This is a genomic window from Microcoleus sp. S1D4 (genome assembly GCF_036700765.1).
Taxonomy (GTDB): domain Bacteria; phylum Cyanobacteriota; class Cyanobacteriia; order Cyanobacteriales; family Microcoleaceae; genus Microcoleus.
In genome coordinates this window covers 1-20,533 of record NZ_JAUBPP010000032.1, presented here as the reverse complement: position 1 = coordinate 20,533, position 20,533 = coordinate 1, and the positions used below count along the sequence as shown (strand labels likewise).

General features: G+C 45.4%; 18 protein-coding genes. 9 read left to right on the top strand and 9 right to left on the bottom strand.

Annotated elements, in window-relative coordinates:
- Nucleotides 1–44 precede the first annotated feature (44 nt).
- A complete protein-coding gene (locus QT998_RS24510) occupies nt 45–281 on the top strand; it encodes a 2Fe-2S iron-sulfur cluster-binding protein (protein WP_194068361.1) in 237 nt (78 codons plus the stop codon).
- 96 nt (nt 282–377) lie between these two features.
- On the opposite strand, the gene QT998_RS24505 is transcribed toward QT998_RS24510, so the two are convergent.
- Entirely contained in the window at nt 378–1,715 is a 1,338-nt protein-coding gene (locus QT998_RS24505; RefSeq protein ID WP_333118242.1) for a hypothetical protein, read from the bottom strand.
- Nucleotides 1,716–2,628: 913 nt separating this feature from the next.
- Between QT998_RS24505 and QT998_RS24500 the strand changes: the two genes are divergently transcribed.
- Nucleotides 2,629–4,329, top strand: a complete 1,701-nt coding sequence (locus tag QT998_RS24500) for an ABC-F family ATP-binding cassette domain-containing protein (protein ID WP_194011810.1) — start codon at nt 2,629–2,631, stop codon at nt 4,327–4,329.
- Between the two features lie 377 nt (nt 4,330–4,706).
- Here the strand turns inward: QT998_RS24500 and QT998_RS24495 are convergent, their stop codons facing one another.
- From QT998_RS24495 to QT998_RS24475, 5 genes are all read right to left on the bottom strand, one after another.
- Nucleotides 4,707–5,135 carry a hypothetical protein gene (locus tag QT998_RS24495; protein ID WP_333092808.1) on the bottom strand — a complete coding sequence of 143 codons (429 nt, stop codon included), beginning with the start codon at nt 5,133–5,135 and terminating at the stop codon, nt 4,707–4,709.
- A 35-nt stretch (nt 5,136–5,170) separates the two neighbouring features.
- Nucleotides 5,171–6,088 (bottom strand): fructosamine kinase family protein, encoded by a 918-nt coding sequence (locus tag QT998_RS24490; protein WP_333092807.1) that lies wholly within the window; start codon nt 6,086–6,088, stop codon nt 5,171–5,173.
- Between the two features lie 437 nt (nt 6,089–6,525).
- Nucleotides 6,526–6,777, bottom strand: coding sequence for a TIGR02450 family Trp-rich protein (locus tag QT998_RS24485; RefSeq protein WP_333092806.1), 252 nt, complete (start codon nt 6,775–6,777; stop codon nt 6,526–6,528).
- Between the two features lie 730 nt (nt 6,778–7,507).
- On the bottom strand, nt 7,508–7,675 hold the full coding sequence (locus QT998_RS24480; protein ID WP_228042412.1) for a hypothetical protein: 168 nt from the start codon (nt 7,673–7,675) through the stop codon (nt 7,508–7,510).
- A gap of 2,024 nt (nt 7,676–9,699) precedes the next feature.
- On the bottom strand, nt 9,700–11,520 hold the full coding sequence (locus QT998_RS24475) for a caspase family protein (RefSeq protein WP_333118243.1): 1,821 nt from the start codon (nt 11,518–11,520) through the stop codon (nt 9,700–9,702).
- A gap of 416 nt (nt 11,521–11,936) precedes the next feature.
- Here QT998_RS24475 and QT998_RS24470 point away from each other — a divergent pair, with 416 nt between their 5' ends.
- From QT998_RS24470 to QT998_RS24445, 6 genes are all read left to right on the top strand, one after another.
- Complete coding sequence (locus tag QT998_RS24470; RefSeq protein ID WP_333092804.1) at nt 11,937–12,638, top strand: V4R domain-containing protein; 702 nt, start codon at nt 11,937–11,939, stop codon at nt 12,636–12,638.
- Between the two features lie 93 nt (nt 12,639–12,731).
- Nucleotides 12,732–12,998, top strand: coding sequence for a hypothetical protein (locus QT998_RS24465; RefSeq protein ID WP_194011816.1), 267 nt, complete (start codon nt 12,732–12,734; stop codon nt 12,996–12,998).
- Nucleotides 12,999–13,219: 221 nt separating this feature from the next.
- Nucleotides 13,220–13,450, top strand: coding sequence for a zinc ribbon domain-containing protein (locus QT998_RS24460; RefSeq protein WP_333092841.1), 231 nt, complete (start codon nt 13,220–13,222; stop codon nt 13,448–13,450).
- Nucleotides 13,451–13,556: 106 nt separating this feature from the next.
- The gene (locus QT998_RS24455; RefSeq protein WP_333118245.1) at nt 13,557–14,030 is read left to right on the top strand and encodes a phycobilisome protein; all 474 of its coding nucleotides are present in this window, start codon (nt 13,557–13,559) and stop codon (nt 14,028–14,030) included.
- A 60-nt stretch (nt 14,031–14,090) separates the two neighbouring features.
- Nucleotides 14,091–14,756, top strand: coding sequence for a V4R domain-containing protein (locus QT998_RS24450; protein ID WP_333092801.1), 666 nt, complete (start codon nt 14,091–14,093; stop codon nt 14,754–14,756).
- A gap of 720 nt (nt 14,757–15,476) precedes the next feature.
- Nucleotides 15,477–16,643 (top strand): pentapeptide repeat-containing protein, encoded by a 1,167-nt coding sequence (locus QT998_RS24445; RefSeq protein ID WP_333092800.1) that lies wholly within the window; start codon nt 15,477–15,479, stop codon nt 16,641–16,643.
- Between the two features lie 17 nt (nt 16,644–16,660).
- On the opposite strand, the gene QT998_RS24440 is transcribed toward QT998_RS24445, so the two are convergent.
- The 3 genes from QT998_RS24440 to QT998_RS24430 all read right to left on the bottom strand — a co-directional run bounded on the left by QT998_RS24440 (nt 16,661) and on the right by QT998_RS24430 (nt 18,213).
- On the bottom strand, nt 16,661–17,131 hold the full coding sequence (locus QT998_RS24440; protein ID WP_194011820.1) for a phycobilisome protein: 471 nt from the start codon (nt 17,129–17,131) through the stop codon (nt 16,661–16,663).
- A gap of 206 nt (nt 17,132–17,337) precedes the next feature.
- The gene (locus QT998_RS24435) at nt 17,338–17,820 is read right to left on the bottom strand and encodes a 2Fe-2S iron-sulfur cluster-binding protein (protein ID WP_194071056.1); all 483 of its coding nucleotides are present in this window, start codon (nt 17,818–17,820) and stop codon (nt 17,338–17,340) included.
- 171 nt (nt 17,821–17,991) lie between these two features.
- A complete protein-coding gene (locus QT998_RS24430; protein WP_333118246.1) occupies nt 17,992–18,213 on the bottom strand; it encodes a hypothetical protein in 222 nt (73 codons plus the stop codon).
- Nucleotides 18,214–18,306: 93 nt separating this feature from the next.
- Between QT998_RS24430 and QT998_RS24425 the strand changes: the two genes are divergently transcribed.
- Entirely contained in the window at nt 18,307–20,241 is a 1,935-nt protein-coding gene (locus tag QT998_RS24425) for a serine/threonine-protein kinase (RefSeq protein WP_333092798.1), read from the top strand.
- Nucleotides 20,242–20,533: the final 292 nt, after the last annotated feature.

The window sequence follows — 20,533 nt, the reverse complement described above, 5'->3', positions numbered from 1 at the left end:
GTTGACTGTTAACTGTTGTTTGTTAGAGTTGAGGTTAAAATTTAATGACAAAAGTTTGTTTTTTACCAGATAATGTGACAGTAGAAGCAGAACCGGGAGAGCTTTTGCTAGATGTAGCAAAACGTGCGGGGGTTTCCATTCCTACAGGCTGTTTGATGGGTTCTTGTCACGCTTGCGAAGTAGAAATTGACGGCGGGGAGACGATTTGTGCTTGTATTTCCGGCATCCCTTCCGGGAAAAAGCAAGTAACAATTAATTTGTATGTTGACCCTGCTTGGTAATTAGGCAGTTGGTAATTAGGTAGTTGGCAGTTGGCAGTTGGCAGTTGGTGGTTGGTGGTTGGTAGGTAACTCCCAGACTTTATTGCTAACCTTTAATTATTTTTGCCATTCTTGCTGTTTTTTTCGAGCAGATTGCAGCCATTTTTGAGATTCGGGATAAACAGTTGTGCCGGCTTTGACGGATTCTAATTGATTGATAATTTGTTGCAACTGGCCCAGAGAGTTACCGGAATTTTGACTGGGAGAATTCACATTATTTTGCAAGTTGGCAAATAAGCTTTTAGCTTCTTGCAAAGCTTTTGCAGACTCTTTTTCTGATTGCAATCTAATCTGAGAAATCCCTAAATTTTTCTGATATTCTGCCAGTTTGGTTTGAGCGTCGAGATAGCCCGGATTATCGACAGGAACCATTTTTAGTCGGTTAATTCCTTCTTCCCACAATCCTGCTATTTGCTCCCACTGGGCGGCTGGATGCGGCTGTTTTTGGGAAGCGACGGCGGCGGAAAGAGCAAATTCTTTGGCTGCTTCGATTAAGTTGTCGGCGCGCGCGGAACCGGTGGCGATTCCTCCCATTGCTTGAAAGTCTCTTTCTGCTGCTTGGAGTTTTTGCTTAGCCGTTTTTCCGGCGAGGGTGTCGGCGGGAATTTGATTGAGTTGATCGATCGCACTTTGCCAATTTCCACTCGCTGTTTGTCTCTCAGTTGCCGTTTTTCCTTTCTGGTACTCCTGTTTTGCCGCCTTGAGACTTTCTTCGGCTCGATTTAACTCAGTAAAAGCGTTTTTTTGCTGGAAAATTTGAGCATCCATCCGCCCGATATTTTTACGGGCTGCTTGAAATTCATCGAATGTAAAGCGCCAAGTGCAGCGGAAAAAAGAGCAGTACCTCTTTGGATAATAGCCGAGAAACCACACAGGTAAAGCGTCTAGATGTTTTTGAGCTTGTTTTGCTTTAGTTTCGCCCAAGTCAAAATCTGCCGCAGCAGTCGCTTTGTTAATTAGTTGATCGGATTGTTCCACAAGGGCGATCGCCTCTCGGTAATTATAATCCATACTCATAAAACTCGGCAGCAATAATACCGGCATTGTCTTCGCCACGGGCCAGCGAATCATGGGAAAAGGTAAGTTAATCAACCAAATTATGCCCGCACCAGCGCCCAGCAAACCGCCAGCAAAGATGATTTTATTAAATAATCCGGGCGCGCGGTTGGCTTTGACAGCAGCTTTGAGAGCTTGTTCGCTGAAGTTGGGAAATTCGTCTTTGAAGGTATCGCGAATTTCTTCTTTTGATGCAAAAATTCCCTGTTGCGATCGCAATTTCTCCAACCGCTTGATTACTATCCCCCGGTACACTGAACCCGCTAGACTATTAGCCGCGGCGCACTTGTCAACTTCCGCCCGCAAAATGTCAAAAGCTCGATCGGTAAGACGCCCCATAAAACTCACCTATTCCTTTTGATTATTCTACAATTTGTCAGCCGAAATAATTGTTAAAATATATAAATTCCACCTAAAACATCTCAATTAATTTCAGCTCAAATGCTTTAATCATCTAATTTTGTCAGGAGTTACGCATAAGACTAAAGAAACCTGGTCTTTTACCCGATTTGTCGGCTAAAACGCAGGATTTTAGTAAAAAAAACCCAATTTTTGACCGCCCGCGCGTCCAGGACTATATCTAAATAAATATTGAAGGCTGTTGAAAGTGTTGCCGACTTCCGAACCGCGTCTCAAGCCCTGGGTTTCCGTCTAGTTTTCCGGCGAGCAATTATACCGCACTTTAGGCGATCGCCCTTTCTCCCATACCACAAAAATAGACTTTTTTTAGAACGATCGAGCAATTAGAGCTGCCATCAATTGTATCAACTACAATCGAAGAGGAATTATACATCCATGCTAAGCAGTTGGCGATCGCACTCACGCACCAAAAAAACTGGGTTTTTTAGGAAATCTCTGGCTTTGTGGGAAGTATTTTTGTAAAACACCCGGTTTCTGACAGCCGCGATCAAATCTAAAATTAGATCGCACTCATATCGTTTCCGGTAGCATCGGAATGATTTAACCGGCGCTAGAACACAGAGTACACAGAGTCCGAGAATATATATCTGAATCATCCGGGTTTTTCAGGAATTTTTGGCTTTGTAGGAACTATTTTGCTAAAAAACCCGGTTTCTGCCTACCCTGCGTCCAAAATCTAAAATCTAAAATCTAAAATCCAAAATTTGATCGCCCATTCAAACCTAAAATCTTCCCAATGACTAAATTTAATTAAAATTTGTTAAGATTAACTCGACCTCAGCGCCGGTATTCCATCCGCCGCTAAACCAGCCCTTCCCCAGTCTCGATAATAATGCTGCGACTCGAACACATCAGTAAAATTTACCCCACAGGCGTCGTACTCAAAGATGTCACCTGGGAAGTCAAACCGGGCGATCGCATCGGCTTAGTAGGCGTAAACGGTGCCGGCAAATCCACCCAACTCAAAATCATCGCCGGCGAAATCGAACCCACCTCCGGTGAAGTCATTCGCCCCGCCAGCCTCCACATCGCCTACCTCTCCCAAGAATTTGAAATCGATCCCACCCGCACCGTCAAAGAAGAATTTTGGCGCGCCTTCAGCGAAGCCAACGAAGTTCACGAATCTTTGATGCAAGTCCACCGAGACTTGGAAAACTCCAACCCAGAAAATCTCGACCAACTGATCAACAAAATGGATCGGTTGCAACGGCAATTTGAAGGCTTAAACGGCTACGGTTTAGAAGCCCAAATCGAGAAAATTCTGCCCGAAATCGGATTTGAGATGGAAGATGGCGATCGATTAGTCAGCGCCTTTAGCGGCGGCTGGCAAATGCGGATGAGTTTGGGCAAAATTCTCCTCCAAAAACCCGACATCCTTCTGCTAGACGAACCTACCAACCACCTCGACTTAGAAACGATCGAATGGCTGGAAGTATACCTCAAAGGGCTGACAACCCCGATGGTAATCGTATCCCACGACCGCGAATTTCTCGATCGGCTTTGCACCCAAATCGTCGAAACCGAACGCGGCGTTTCCAGCACCTACCTCGGCAACTACTCATCCTACCTGCAACAAAAAGCAGAAGCCAGAGAAGCCCAACTCAGCGCCTACGAAAGCCAGCAAAAAGAACTAGAAAAACAGCAAGCCTTCGTTGAAAAATTCCGCGCCAGCGCCACGCGCAGCACCCAAGCCAAAAGCCGCGAAAAACAATTAGACAAAATCGAACGCATCGAAGCCCCCACCGGTGGCTTAAAAACCCTGCATTTCCGCTTTCCCCCCGCCCCTCGCAGCGGCCGGGAAGTCGCCATAATTGAAAACTTGGTGCACACCTATGGCGAAAAAATCCTATTTTTGGGAGCAGATTTATTAATTGAAAGAGGCGATCGCATAGCATTTCTCGGCCCCAACGGTGCAGGCAAATCAACCCTATTGCGCCTGATTATGGGTTTAGAACAACCAACCGAAGGCACAGTCAAAATGGGAGGTCACAACGTCATCCCCGGTTACTTTGAACAAAATCAAGCTGAAGCCTTAGACTTGAATAAAAGCGTGATGCAAACCATTCACGACGAAGTACCCGACTGGAAAAATGAAGAAGTTCGCACCTTATTGGGGCGGTTCTTATTTACCGGCGAAACAGTATTCAAACACGTCGGCGCTCTCAGCGGCGGAGAAAAAGCCCGTCTAGCTTTAGCAAAGATGCTGCTGGAACCCGTGAACTTACTAATTTTGGACGAACCGACAAATCACCTCGACATTCCCGCCAAGGAGATGATGGAAGAGGCAATTCAGAACTACGACGGCACCGTAATCATCGTTTCGCACGATCGCTATTTTATTTCCCAAGTCGCCAACAAAATAGTAGAAGTTAGAGACGGAGAGTTTCGGACTTATCTGGGAGATTACCATTACTACCTCGATAAAATAACCGAAGAAAAAGAACAAGCCAAGTTAGCAAAACTTGAAGCAGAGAAAACGGCTAAAAAAGCCGAAAAAGAAGCCAAGAAAAAAGCCGCCGCCAAACAAAAGTAAGTAATCTCATGTCCGCTCGATGACTGTCACAAAAACGGTTTGTAGTGCGGACACTGACTGATATCAATTCCGGTTCACCCATACATGATGTTAACTGTTAACAGTTAACTGTCAACAGTGAAGTTACTATTCCGATGAAGAAAGGATTTGATATGATATCGTTTCCGGTTGCATCGGAATGATTTAACCGGCGCTAGAACACAGAGGACACAGAGAGAGAATAGAGATATGAATAATTCCGATGCTACCGGATTTGATATGACGCGCGCGCCGCGAGATCCGTCAATCGACCGGACATGATACTACTTGACTGCTACGGACACGACGTGGCCGTATCCCTACAAATATTTAGCTGTAGGGTGCGGCTGATACATCTTTTAGCGATCGCCCCGGCCACCTGATTTCCGCTTAAAGAAAGGCTTTTCGGAACTCAGACACTGCTGCAAATCATCACCTAAATCTCTAGGAAAACCATAATCTGCCACATACTTCATCAACTGATTCATCGGGCCGAATAAGATAGTATCTGTATCTTGTTGCAACAGCAATGTATCCTCAAATCCGTTGATTGTGTAAAAGTTTTCGCGGTGAATATCCGCAGCAACGGAAGCCACCGTAACTCCATTAGAAGAAAAGCCTCTGAAGCAGATTCTATTTTCCTTTTCAGCAATCTGAATGTATCGAGAACCGCCGCCGTGATAGACACCAACCTGTAAGGGTAAAGCAGCTAAAGAATTTTTAGCCCCGATGCTGGTCAAAAACAAAACTGTAAATCCCAATTTTGTGCAACAGTGCCAAAACTTCATTGTTGATTCCTTCTAATTCAGCTAATACTGAAGCCTTAACCCAAAATTTTATTAATCATTTGATTGGCCTGCGACTCATAACCCCCGCCAAACAAATTAAAATGATTCAAAACATGATATAAATTGTAAAGTGTTTTGCGTTTTTCATAGCCAGAATCCAGCAACCAAACTTCATTATAACCTCGATAAAACGCTGCTGAAAAACCGCCGAACAGTTCAGTCATCGCCACATCAACCTCTCTGTCGCCCCAATAAGCAGCCGGGTCAAAAATTATCGGTTCTCCCGTCGCAGTTACCGACGCATTTCCTCCCCACAAATCCCCGTGAACCAAGGAAGGTTGAGGCTTGTAACCCTCCAACAACTTCGGAATAGCTGCTAGCAAGCTTTCCCCCCGACTGAAATTTCCGCCCCGACGATTGGCCAACTTTAACTGATAACCAATCCGATGTTCGGCCCAAAATTCCGCCCAATCAGCAGTCCATTGATTAATTTGAGGAGTTGAGCCGATCGTATTATCGACATCCCAACCAAAACGTCCGCCCACAACGGCAAAATCACCCTCTTCTCCCCCCTTTAGCCCAGGTGGATGGGGGGGGATGTATTTGTGCATTTGAGCCAGTTTACGCCCCATTTCTAACCAAGCTATCTCGCCCCCGCCACCTCGCAAATCCAGCCATTCCAACACAATATAAGCAGAATTGCCTTCTGTTCCCCAGCAAATCGGTTGAGGAACGCGAATCGTCTGAGTTTCTGCCATTTGCTGCAAGCCCAGAGTCTCAGCTTCAAACATCGCAACTTGGGAAGCTTGATTTATTTTCGCGAAATAAGTGCGCTTACTGCTGCTGATAGCATAGCCTTGGTTGATGCAGCCGCCGCTGACTGAACGGCGGTTGTCGATGGAAAATGTTTGTCCGGTTGCTTCAGAGATGTGCGCGGCAATTTTGTCCCACATAGCATCAAATTGTCTTGAGGGCGATCGCAATTAGTGTATCAGCAATGAGTACAGAATTCACTACACAGACAAGTGATAGGTAGTGCATTTTGTCAAAGACAGAGTAAAATGCTTGACTCTCAAAGTCATGAATAGTAAGCGCTGCATCTTGTTACAAGACTTTACCTGATTGCCGATCGCCCGCAGCGCACACCCTGCATTTATCCGGGCAAAATCATTTTCTCAAACCAATATATAGAGTTAATTTTTTTGCAGATGACAGCTTACAAATAATCGTTATCGACCGAAACCGAACAGGCTGTTGTTCCTCTTGAATACTTTATCTTGACAATAGTTATTAACATTCAAAAAATATAGCAGTGGCGAGACCGGCTTCTAAATCTACTCATTATTCTGTATCATTTAAAAAATCAGACTATCCCCCAAAGCGCTGTCTTTTAGTCTGCTGTTTCTAAGTCCTTTAATTCTTGCGTAGACTGCCATCCAGCTTCCCAGAGCGATCGATCTTTGAGCTGTCTGGCATTCAACCAAAAACGGACATTAGGATCGCAAGCCGCTACCATTTCCGCAAACACCCATTTACCTTCGTTTTTTCTGTTGACTACCTGGAAGTGCCGCCACCCCCAAGTTGTTTGGTGAGAAGTCCATCGGGAACCAACTAAATAAGGAAATTTTTGTTTCTTCGGCACAGTATTTTCGTTAACAAATATCTGACAAAGCAAGTTAATTGAAATAACTTCTTCTACTCTATTATATTAATCTTACATTCCCCACGAGCGAAAAACCTCTTCCCTCATCTTTCGCTGAACTGGAGCTTACAGGACAGTCAAGCTAAACTCTCTCTTTAATATATAGCGGTTCTCAAGCGTGGTGAGATATGCCCTATTGCCCACCCTTCGACTTCGCGATCGGACAAGATGCCCTATGCCCGGTTTGGCCTATGCCCTATGCCGCATAGTACCTCATCTGGCTGAGAAAGGCTATATATGTGTTTATTGTATGTAACTTGCAGCAGTTTCGCCTCCAAGCTCAAAATTAAGGGCAGTTCAGTGACTGCCCCTGTAATTAGATATACCTATGGAATAGGGTTCTTTTTTTGGGTCGATCGATAAATAGCAAATTTATGCAGCTCGAGCTCGATCGTGAATCTCAAATCTAAAAGCAAATAACCTTGGTTGTAGTTGTGCGCCATCATTCGTTCTGCGAAACTGACTCAAATCTACTTTTTTAGCAGTTTTGACGTTCATCTCCTGCTTTTACCAAAGCGGTAAGCCACTTCTTGTCAGCAGGCGTTTTTCCGAGCCCAACTCTCCCTACAAACATTGTTTCAATCTCGATCCTGTCTCCTTGACGCTATACAGCTCAACAAAAACCACTTTTAAGTAAGATTGACTGATTTATGTACTCTGTCACTACCCCTTAATGACTTCCGTGTGAAGGCTTTTGGCCCGATAAATCCATTGGAAGTTGGGGAAGCCGGAGTCGTACCGCATTTGTTTGCAGCCAGAGAGTGATGGCGTGCTTCCGCTGCGGAGTCACGTACTCGCCCGGTCTGATTACGCCAGCACAGACACCGATGTTTTTCATAAGGGTTTCTCGCTCCGATGAACTTGCACCCTGTAGCAACCTGACTTGGGCTTTGATAAAATCCACGTTCATAGCAAAAAGTAAAATTAACTAAAGAACTCAGTTAAATAGCGATGCTTAGATTCCAGTTGTAACTCTAAAACCAATTGATACCAATCGAATTGATTCAATATCCCCAGGATGGGGATCGGGTGTCTAGAGCTAACCAACTTTATTTACTTTATCTGTTTTTGCCAGCAAAAGTGTCACTATGCTAGCAGTTTTGACAGAATTATTTATAATTAAGAACTGTTACAAATTTTGCTCACCTCCCACAATAATGCAGAGTTTAGTGCTAGCGCTACTCTCTTGAACTCAAAAAGTTCGGCATTACCTCGCGATCCATCCTTTTCTAGGTTTTATCCTCCCCCCTTGGGAAGGGATCGATCGCCGAACCTTCCTTTTCGATCGCCCCCATGAACACCCAGACACTGCTACCTTACCTTATTGATTTAGAGCAGTCCTATATTTAGCTCTCAACTATAACTTAAGGCATACGTATTGTTACTTGGGCTACAACAAGCGAGCAAGTTTTGATTCTGATTGCTCAATGATATATTTTTCCGCTTTTGTTGCAAAGCCCTGATTATTGTTAATTAAGGAAACTTAGTAATTTTGGTCAGCGAAAAATCGCTGTTGGCGAATCTAGACATTCTGCGCTAATGGGGATGAATCGGTTTTCCGCATTAATGGCGGGGATCGCCGACTACAACTACCGATCGCCCTTCATTTGTATAATTAATCACAAATCCCTCGATCCTAATAATTTTAAAACAGCACAAGTTCAAATAGGCTTTCATCTAGCGATAGCTGCTGCTAGTCAAAAATATAAGTAAAACAAATCAACAGGTAAATACCCGCACGCTCTAGGTTTAGGGTACAGAATTATTTTTCGCTTTGAGTATGTGATGTCAATTCCGATTGCACTGATACATGATGTTAACTATTGACGGTTAACAGTCAACAGTCAACAGTCACAATTTAATCTACTGTTTTAATACTAATTAACTTGATTAAATATAAATTTAAAAATGTCAAATAAACAATTTAATGTATTAGCTAGATATGCAATAAAAGATTTTTATTCATGATTTTAGTCTTTCTATGTGTGGGAACTGAAGTTTTCACTCCGAACCAGTGTTAATGACTGCGACTGCACAAAAGATACGATACAATCAAATTAAAACTTAAGTATATTTACAGTTTAAATAAACTAGGAATAACTAATATTTGATAGTTTGATTCACAAACCAAATCAACTTATTTAGAAAAAAGAATCATTTTCCCGAATTCCCACAGGCGAGGATAAAAATCTGGTTAAGACTTGTTTTTATACTTAAAAAACCAATATTTATATAAATTCCAGTTGCACTCATACATGATGTTAACAGTTAACAGTCAACAGTTAACAGTCAACAGTTAATAGTCAACAGTGAATTTACTATTCCGATGAAGAGAAAATTTGATATTATGAGACAAACCCGGTTTATTTGCCTAAGTCCTGATTTCTTTTAAACACATCGTTACCGCTATCCTTCGGGTTGAAAAAAACAGGTTTTCTACTGTGGAGGGGCGCGTCAATCGGAAGGAACTCATTTCGATCGCGCTTAAATGTTTTCTTTAAGCGCGTTCGCGCAATAGCTCGAAGATATGGTATAATCAAGCGAGCGAAAAATGCACGGTCAACAGCTTGCGCGATCGATGTTCCCTGTCGATCGAGTTCCAGGACGTGAATTAAAGATATTAATTAACCAGTTCGTCGGAGATTGTTGGCTCAACAAAAAAACATCGCTCCGACAGCATATAAAATCTCCTCTGGCAAAATTGACGGAGGGGCAATTGTGGATCGAATTATGGGTGTTAATCGCTCTGTAGGTATTCTCTTGCAGTGTTAAGAGCGATCGGGCGATCGACCTACCTCAACTTGGTAGCTAAAATAATTTCCCGGTGGAAACCGGGAAATTATCAACTAAACCAACCTTTGTTTATCGTTTCAGCTTAGCTTTCCAATTGGCGATCGCCTTTTGAGCCGGCTGATAACTCTTAGTACCCGACGGTATCAGCGAAGCAGTTTCAACCGCATCTTTCAGCTTTCCTTGAGAGCCGCGCAACTGAGCAATTTTCAGAATAGCTTCGCTCCACTCTCCAATCAACTGCTGAGCTTCTTCATACTTCGGCTGACCAGCCTTAATTTTACTAGCTTGCTGGATGCCTTTAACGTAAGAAGAGGCAACTCCCCGCTTAATTTGACCCTTAGCCACCGATAGCAAAGCAGTATTTACCTGCTGCTCTTTTGATAGCTCTTCCCACTGAGCGATCGCCTCTTTTGACTGATTGTAAACCGCCTTATTGACATCAGGCATCAATTTAGCCGCTGCGATCGCCCCGGTAAAGTCGCCCCGAGTCGCCCGCCCGTTAGCAATATCCAAAATCGTCAAACTCCAGCGCTCAATATCCTCCTGAGCCTGTGGGTAGAGCGGATCGCTAGCCGCAATCGTTCGAGCCTTAACCACCGCTCGATTAAAACTAGAAGCCGAACCATCCTTAAGGAAAGTTTTCGCCTCAGCCCACACCTGCTGGCTTGACTCAGTTTGCTTGGTTCCACTCGCGGCTTCCACCGCCTGCGGTTGCTTCTGCGGCAAAATAGCAGCAGTAGATTTTTTAGGCGGAGGATTTTGGGCATTCTCAGCAGGCGATGGAGGCTCTGATTCCTGCTGACCGATAAAAATCGATCGGTTCGTCAGAAAAACACCCAACAGCAGCACCAAAGCCGTAGCTCCACTCCACAAAACTAGCTGCTGCAAAAACGACTTGTCCGAGCCGCTGTTATCCGCATCCTGCGGAGGTACCGAGTTGGCTCGATCGTTCCCCCCACCATCCGCAGGGACAACATTTGGCGGCGACACAGGCGGCTTCTCCACCGGCGCATCAATCGCATTGTTAGTAGCCTCCGGCCGATCGATGCTAGCCGTAGCCACTCCGACTTGTGGGCGATCGAACCCCTCAGCCACACCAACAGCCATATTCCCATTCCGTCCCGCCAGCGCCGCAGTTGGCACCCCATTCGCATCCGGCAAAATCACCAAATGAGCCTTTCCTGGAGGATTCACCACCATCAAAGGTTCTTGTTTCGGACGCAAATGGTGGTCGCACAGCTCCGGGAGCCGATCGCTCAAGAAACGGTCTAAACCCTTAAGCGTCGTGCACTGTCCCGATCGCAAGCCCTCCAAAAGCGCCGTCGTAAAAAATCCCTGACGCAAAGCCGAAGTTTCCCGCGAAACTTGATTCGGGCGGCAAGAAAGCACCGTCGGGATTTCTAACTCCCGCGCCACCTCGGCCGTTTGAGCGCCGATCGTTTCCCCCGCCTTCACAATCTGGCTGCGGTTCATATCAACCAGCACCAACACCGTTTCCGTAGGAGCCTTTTTCAGAGTATTCAACAGGAACTCTACGGAAATCCCCGTACCCTCAATGTCCGCCGGATTTCCATCCGCCGGCATCAAATAATCCTTTCCTTCATAGCTGACACCGTAGCCGCTAAAAAAACACCAGAGTATATCTCCCTGTTGCAAGTGTTCCGCGCACAGGTTTTGCGTCAACCTCAGAATATTTTCGCGATTCGGATACGTTGATTGACCCCACAGCGACGGCGAGCTATCCGTCATCAGCAGACATCCCTCCGGTGCAAAACCAGCCTCCTCAGTCAAAAAACCGTACAGTGCCTCTGCATCCTCTTGGGCATAACTCAAAGGCTGGAGTAACTGATATTGATTGATGCCTATTGCAATACAAGCGTGATGTTTCATCGCCCTATACCCTATATATATAGTTAACAGCTTGCACAAAACGATAACACATAGTCGTTTAACGTTATATCCGCTTTTACCTTCTAGCCTCCGACAGCAATTCTCCCCAGCCACAAGTCCCAACCATCCAAAATCAGCATCCTCAAAGTTTCACAGCTTAATATAGCGGTTCTCAAGCGTGGTGAGGTATGCCCTATCCGGCCTATGCCCACCCTTCGACTTCGCTCGGGGGGCAAGATGCCCTAGGCCGGATAGTACCTCATATTAGAGCTCGAAAGGGTATATACTCCAGTCAAAAATTATACCCTCTACCTCTATTCAGAAAAATGACGTTAAATTGGATACACAGGCCGCTCTATTTGTTCTATTTGATTCTAATTTTTTGCAAACTACACAAAACAGGAGTAACCCGCTAAATGGTCTCTACAGTTCAAAAAGAAATTGCCACCCCCAGCGAGTCCCTACTCAAGAAAAAATTTCCTAAAAGCCATAACCATTATAGGTTTCAGGATTTTTTTGTCTTCGATCGCCAGTTTGGAACAATCAACGACTGGGGTAAGTCGCGCAACATTTTTACCAGCGAAGACTTCATCATCGGCTTGGTAGAAGGACTCGAAGAAGAAGTAGGCCCTGCTTCTTCTGTAATCATGTATACTATTGGTTGTCAGTGGGGACTCAAAGATTCCGAATTTTTTCAAAAATGGTTTAGTGCCGAATTCGACCAGAACATTCGCCAGTCAAATCTCATGTTTCTGCTAGAAACTTGGTGGTGGCCGTTCACAGCTCAAGGTTGGGGTCGCTGGGAAGTGGACATGAGCGATCGCAAAAACGGGTGCATCTTCATCAACCTCTTTGACTCAGCAGTTGCTCGCACGTTGGGCGACGTGGGCAAACCAGTCTGTCACCTATACGCCGGTTTGTTTGCAGGTTTCTTCGGAGCTCTAGTCAAAAAGCCTCTAAGCTGCATAGAACTCCAATGTTACTCAATGGGAGAAACCTATTGTAAATTCCTCCTCGGCAACCCAGATAAAATTGATGCAGCAGCATTCTGGCTTAACGAAGGTGCTAACGCCCGCGATATTGAAAATCGACTGCAAAACGGTGAAATGTTGCGCTAAACAACCTGGAAAGGCACATAACCTGCCCTGCCTTTCCTCCCACCAATTCGCGATTGAAAGTGCGACGGTGGACCTCTCCAGGCAGGAAGAAAGATGAAAAGTCAAACTTTATGGTTGGACAAGTCTGTCCAAGACTTCTTTAATAACTACAATTGGCTGGGAAAACCTTTAGAAACCCAAAATGGCTCCACTCCCCGTCAAGTCCTGACTTTAACCCGATCGGTAGCCGAATTTTTTCAAGCTATTTCTTGGGAAGGAATTCCCCAAGTTGGATCCTTGCCCCTACCACCACCCTTGCCAGTAATTTCTATTTCCGAACCAGCCGAAGTCACCATTGACGACCTATTCGACCTCTTTTAATCTGTTTGGGGAAGAGAAAACAAAAAAAATCTATCTTCCCCCTTCCTTCTTCCAACTTCCATTTGTCTTCTTTCTTCTTCATTCCTCCTTCCTTTTAGAGAATAAATGCTATGGTGTGAGACATGACACAGAGAGCATTCAAGTACCGATTCTATTAGTGATGCCAGTTGGAAAGAATTAATCACGCAACTTGAATATAAGTGTGAGTGGTACCGTAGGACATTAGGACATTTGTCAAAATTGACCGATGGTTTTCTAGCTATAGGCGTTGCCGGAATTACGGTAATATTGTAGATAAGTTACCAGTAAATACCAGAAAGTGGGATTTTCCGAGATGCGGGACCAACCATGTCCGCGATATTAATTCAGCTATAAATATTTGGGCGTCAGGTCTTGCCGTTTCAGTCTGTAGAGCGAACGTAAGACTTAACAAAAATACTTCTGTCGGGTAGTTAGTTGCCTAGAAACAGAAAGTCTAAGAAGTAATTCTTGGAATCAAGAGTGCGTTTACGCGCTTGGAGTATGTCAACAATAACCGATTACCACTAAATTAAAATTATGCACCCTGAAATTGAGGCGCTGCTGGATCAGGCAGAAAACCGTTTTTTAAAAGGCGAAGAACTCATAGCTTTTAAGCGTCAAATTGCAACCCTCTCCCAACGCTTAAAAATTTATGAATTTTTGCGAGAGAAGGAAGCAAGCATCTTCCAACCAATCGCCAACCAGCTACAAGAAGCATTCCCAGATGAAAAATTAGAAACCCTAGAACGATCGCTCAAACACTGGCTCTTAGTCTTGCGGTACAGCTCTATGGCCATGCTGCTAAACGATCGAGATTTTCTCGAACAGCGACTCCTCGACTGGGTTTCCGGCATCGTCGAAGCCCACCACACTCAAAAGATCGAAATAAGTGTGTGCAATATGCTGCAAACTCGCTTAAAAGAACTACTTTCTGAGCAAGCCAGAGCTATATTGCAACCATTCTTTGACCAAGCACAGTCAATGATTATCGATCGAGATAACGAAGAATAGGCAAATTCCCAATTCCCAATTCCCAATTCCCAATTCCCAATTCCTAATTCCTAATTTCCCATGATTAATATTGCCGACCTGCTCAAACAGCCCCGACTCCCTGGAAACTACTTTGCTAGCGATGCCTACGTCCGAGGCGACCTTGAACTCGGGCTGCTGGAGAACCGCCGGGGCGATCGACTCATAGCCCTCCCAGAAACACTAATTCAAGCCATTTATATCGGCTTAGAACAAGAAACCGGTCAAGCCTCCCGACTCGTCCTTTTTAACTGCGGTCGCTGGTGGGGAAAAAACTTCTACGTGCGTTTTTGCGAAGAAGTCAGCGAATACTACGGTCAGCCAGTTTCCGAAATGGAAATGGTAGAATTTCTGCAGTCCCTGCAACAGTGCTGGAAAACTCACGGATGGGGCACATTTGAACTTGACCCCAGCTATTCCGAACAGGGATTTTTAATAGTAAAAATTACTAACTCTCTGTTTGCCAAAACAGCCCCCCAATCCAAGTGGCCAGCCTGTTTTTTAGAAGCAGGCATCTTAAGTTCCTTCTTTACTCAGCTTACAGGTAGAGAACTCCACTGCCTGCAAACCTCTTGCGAATCCTTGGGTTCCGACTGCAACCGCTTTATTTTAGGTATACGCGATCGCCTGCAACCAGCAGATTTAATGCTCGAAGAAGGAGAAACTCACGAAGCTATTATTAGTAAACTTTGCAAACCCAAAAACTGACTTATTATCACAGCTATTAGTTGGTTTCTAATAGCTGTGATAATATTTTAAATTTTCGGTCAATAAAAACTAATATCATCTCCGAAAAGGGCGATCGCAATCAGATGGGTTCGATCGAAAGGAATGCAAGTCCTCTAATGATGAGGACTTGCATTCCTCATTGCCAACTTTTATAGATTGCGGCAAATTGAGCCGACGTGGTATGATCGCTGCTAGAGTGGGGAACGCAGGCCTAAAATTTTCTTTTTTAGGAGACTGCTATCAGAGCGAGCATCTAAATTTTGCATTTGTAGTCCTGCCCCCCGCACAGCATACGTTATACAACACTCGCTCTTGGCGGACAGCACTCAACTAAAACAATATTTTTACACAGCCGGAGATGCTCCAATATTCAGATGGACTTTATCATGTCTGGTAAATTACCATAACAAAAATATTTCGTAGTGCGGACTTTAGTCCGCTCTCAGGCTGCGGACTAAAGTCCGCACTACGAATCAATCTTATTGTTGTCAATCTACCGCAAACGAGATTATTCTTTCACCATTGCATCTACAAAAATATCTAAAAAGTAAGTTAAATTATAAAAAAGCTACAGAGTTTTAAAAATGGTTTTAGCCATCAAAAAAAGTTGGAAACTCGCAGCTAGACAATTCATAACTTACCCAACAAACTCATAAAACTTAAAAGCAATCACAACCTCAATTTTTTTTATCTAACTTAATGGACGCCAATGAACTTCTAAATCGATATGCAGCCGGCGAAAGAGATTTTAGACAGGCAAACCTGCGCGGCATTGTGTTGAGTCCGATCGATTTATTCCGTTCCAGCGATGCTCCAACTCTACGTTTGGACAACCTCAACGAACACCAGCAGCGACCCTACTTAATTGGTGCCAATCTCAGTGGGGCCGACCTCACCAAAGCCCATCTGAGCCGAGCAAACCTCAGCAAAGCCGACCTCAGCGGAGCAAACCTCACCGGAGCCAACCTCATGGCTGCAAGTCTGAGCGGAGCCAATCTCAGCGGAGCCAACCTCACCGGAGCAAACCTCAGTGGTGCTCACCTGAATTGGGCAAACCTGACTGGAGCAATTCTCCTCAAGGCTAGTCTCATAGGTGCAGATATGAGCGCGGCAAAACTCTCCAAAGTTGTTCTGTGCGAGGCCAATCTCAGTAAAGCCTATCTGATTAAAGCTAATCTCAACGGGGCAAACTTGAAAGATGCAGACTTGAGTCTAGCCAGTCTCAAAGAAGCAGACTTGAGCCAAGCGCAGCTCACCGGAGCCGAATTGTCCAAAGCCAATCTAGCCGGAGCCAACCTCACCGGTGCCAACCTCACCGGTGCCAACCTTTTGAAAGCTAACCTCAGACGAGCCAACCTCACTCAAGCCTATTTAAACGGCGCGTGTTTGAGCGAATCAGACCTCACCGAAGCTTGCTTGGAAAGAGCCAACTTGTGCAAAGCAGACCTCAGCAAAACCTACCTGAGAAAGATTGCTTTGAATGGCTGTCACTTAAGCGGTATCAACCTCAGCAACGCAGACCTGACTGGTGTAGATTTGAGTGGCAAACTTTTAACTGGAATCAATATGGCAGAGGCATTGTTGAACGAAGCTAACTTCAGCGGTGCTTATCTGATGGAAGCCAACTTGAGCGGGGCCAACCTCAGCAAAGCCAACTTGAGCGGAGCCTACCTGATTAGTGCCAACCTTTCTAATTCTTGCCTACATGAAATTGATTTGAGCAAAGCTAACCTGAGTAAAGCCAACTTACGGAAAGCTGACTTGACAGGAGCCAACCTCCGGGGAGCGATTCTCACTGAGGCGAATTTGACTGGAGCAAAATTGATTGGAGTCATTCTTCCTAACGGCAAAATTTATCGCGGTTAAGGTGTTAACTCCCTTGATTATTTGCCCAGTAAAGTGCGGTTCATGTCCAGAATAGGAAAAAATAGGTTGGTTTCTTCAGTCGTGAGATATTGTTTGAGTACCTTTTTCATCACATCGTAGGTCACGGTAGCAATATTTCTAACTTGAACAGCGCCTAAAATAGTTTGCAACCAAAGCAATAGTCGATCGCGCAACCGTTCAGTATCATTAATCAACAGTGCTGCCGTCGAATGCCTCAACACCCGCAGAATATCTCCACGGCACTTTTCAGTCACATCTTGAGTCCCCCGGCGAAATAAATTAGGGTCGAGAGACCGCATTTGTGCTTCCACTTGCCGCATAATTTCTGTTTCAGAGGCTTGAATTTTTTTATAAGCACTCATCCGGTGATTCAAAGACTGAAAGTAGTCTTTCAAAAATTGGAGCTCGTCAGCAGTGGCGTAGCGTCCGTCTGCTTCGGTACTTAAACGCGCAAGTTGGCTCAGCATATAATTTTTTTATTTTGGGCAACAATCTGTTTAAATACAACATATCAAGTTTTGACGCTAATTGGGGCAGCGTCTCCCATGCGTAATTAGATTAATACCAATTTCATAAAGTAGCGCTAGATATTACACCCCCCAACCCCCCCAAAGCATCGGGGGGCTAAGACTTCATCAGCACATCTTTAGAAAAATGGTATAACGTTGGTAATTTACGCTTCTTTAGTCCGAACTAAATATTGTCCTACTTGGAAGCGGGTTTCATTAAGCTGTGCAACTATCGAACGAGTAATCAACTTTCCCGATTCCACAACTACTTGACCCGTAATTGGGTGTAGCAAATCTTGCTGGGCCCGGCGGCCGATCAGAGCTTCCACATTTTCGATAGCATTGATGTACATCCCCGCAGGTATCTGTACAACCACACCCTCGCCGATAATTTGCGCCTGACAAGCAAGTCGCGAATTGGCTTGAGCTGTAGTAATGACTTCCAACGTCCTCCTCTCGCGGCGGTTGATGTCAGACAAGCCTTCCATGCCGTCTTTAATGTAAACGTGGCAGGTAGCGCACATTCCCCGCCCTCCGCATTCCTTGAGAACGTCTAAGTCTTTGGAAAGTAAGGCAGACAGGATATTCGATCGGGTTTCCACTGCCATTTCTTCGGCAATTGGATCTAGTCTAATAATTTTAACCATATTGATTTTTCATTCTGTCCAATTAAGTATGCAAGCGTGAAATATTTAAAGTTCAAACAATTTGGGGTGACTCGTAAAAACGTTAAGATGGTTTGACAGCATTGGCTTCCGGTTCTCGAACCCTGATTGCATAACCGCGAGTGCTGTTTTGGTAATCGCTGTTGAGTCGCCCTATTCCCCAACGTAAGGTGCGATGGCTAAAACCTGAGACGGTTTCTCGAAAGCCTTAAACAAACTGTAATACTCGCGATCGACTAAAATAGCAGCCACAGGCAGTTCGAGATCAGGCATCCGAATCAGGCAATATTGATACTGATTCCGAAGCTCAAGGATTTTAGTAGGTGAGATTGCGCGATCGCCTTTACTCAGCCGAGAAGGAACCTGAGATAACATAGCAGTAACTGGCGATCGATTCAAAGTTTGAATTTTGGTCAGAATTTTTTACATATTTTAATACTAGCTCAAGCATTTCCTATAATTAGACAGATGCAACATTCTAAATACCGTATTTTAGGGCTAGTCGGACAAGGGCAATTCGGTCGGGTATTTTGTGCCAGCGTTCGAGAAACTCCCGCCAAAGACTCCCGCCTCACCAGCCAACTGGTTGCTCTCAAAGAACTCAGCCATCAAAAAGCCCCAACTAGCGAATTCTTGCGAGAGCTGTGGTTTCTGATCACCTTACAGCACCCCAACATTGTCACCTGCCGAGCTCTAGAACACACAGCTACAGGCAGGTACTTGGTCATGGACTACTGCGAGGGCGGAACCCTCCGCAACCTGCTCAAACAAGACCGTCCCTTGCGGCTGCTCGAAGGTTTGCAGCTAGTCATGGAAGTTTTAACAGGCTTAGACTACGCCCACCGCCGAGGTGTAGTTCACTGCGACGTAAAACCAGAAAATATTCTCCTAACTCTAGGCTCCAGAGGTTGGTCGCCACGCCTGTCTGACTTTGGTATCGCCCGCCGGCTACCAGAAATCGGTACAACTCGCCTCCACCAAGAACTTTCTCCAGACGCTACCGTAGGTTCCCCCGCTTACATGGCCCCAGAGCGGTTTTACGGTCTTTATTCCCCCATGTCAGATATATATGCAGTGGGAATTCTGTTGTTTGAGTTGCTAATGGGCTACCGCCCTTTCGGTGGCACTCCCGGAGACTTGAGGTGGGCCCACCTGAATCAACGCTTGCAACTTCCCGACGCTATTCCAGAACCTTTACAAGCAATAGTCAAAAAATCTTTGGAAAAGCTTCCGGCCCGGCGTTTTGCCAGTGCTTCCCAAATGGCTCAAGCTCTGCGGCTGATCCTGTACGACCCCGCTGTCAGGCAATTGGGCGACTGCATAGTTCCTTGGGAAAATCCCGCAACCCGCGGCGCTAAAAGTCTGAAGTCCGACACTGATTCTTTGACCCAAGTTGAAGAGAAAGAACCGTCAGCGCAGGCTATTAATTTACTTCGGACTGTGCGTTATGCGGTTTCGCAGCCAAAGCCACTGATACTTTCTGCACCGCTGACGGCTTTGATTGCGACTGAGAAGTATCTCTACGCTGCAGTAGATAAAGATGTGAAGGTTTGGTGTCAGCCGGAAAATCCGCTAGTTACCGAAGAAATGCCGACTTCTATATCTATGCCCGAAACCGTGCGTGGCATTTTACCTACTTCCCACGGCTGCTGCGTTCTGACTCCACAAAAAATTTACTGGATGGGCGATCGATCTTGGGAACCTCAGTGCTTGCTGGATACGGGTTTAAGGCAAGGTGCGGATGCTTTTAAAGCTGCTGTTGATTCTCACGGCCGCTGGTTGACAGTGGCTGTTCCGGGAGAACTGCGCTTTTATGCTTTAGGTGCAAACAGTGCCGAGGGCAATCTAGAACAAGCTCCCAGGTTGATCGCTACTGTACCGTTCGCGGAACACTATTTACCTGAATTAATGTTTTTGGATGGGCGACACGTCTTAGCCATTTGGCCGGACAACGAACCGAAAAATCCCCAAACTATTTTTAGGGTTTACACTCGTCGCGGCAATTCGGTGGGTTCTGTGCGGTTGTCTGCCAGCGTCGGAGAGATGCTGCTGACACCTGAGCCTTATACTTTGCTGGGAATTCCTCAATCTGGGAAAGCGGCCGTGTTGTTGATGAAATTGTGGCCGCTCAAGGTAGCTCGGATTCCCCTGGAAAGTTTGCCCGTCTCTGCTTGTGTGGCTAATTGGGGATGGGTTTTGGCGGATGTTGCGGGGCAGATTCTCGTTTTAAACAGTCAAGGCACTCAAGTAGGGAATTTTAGCAGCCCCGCTACACCTAGGGCGATCGCCCCTTGGGGGAAGACGGGTTTGGTGATTGCTACGAATACTGATTCGGAGGGTCACTTACACTTTTTAGATGTAGGCGTTGAGGAGGCTAGCTCGATATCGAACCTCAAAGGCTGATAACTAACTTAACTATCAGGTGTTTTGGGGTTGTTTGAATTAAGGAGAGTTTAGTTGCGGGTGATTTCTGTCTCACGGGACACGGCACGCGGGCGATCGGGTCAATCCTACGTCCAACCCCCCTTTCGTCAAGTCCAGCGAGGGTGGATTAATTGTCGAGAGGCCTTCATCAAGGCTATGAAGGCTATTGACCAACTTTATGCGAGGCATTAATCACTGGAGTTTAGACTAAATAAAGATGAGAACGGTGGCTTTCAGAAGAACTAGAGCCACCGCGCCAGGAGAGAATGAG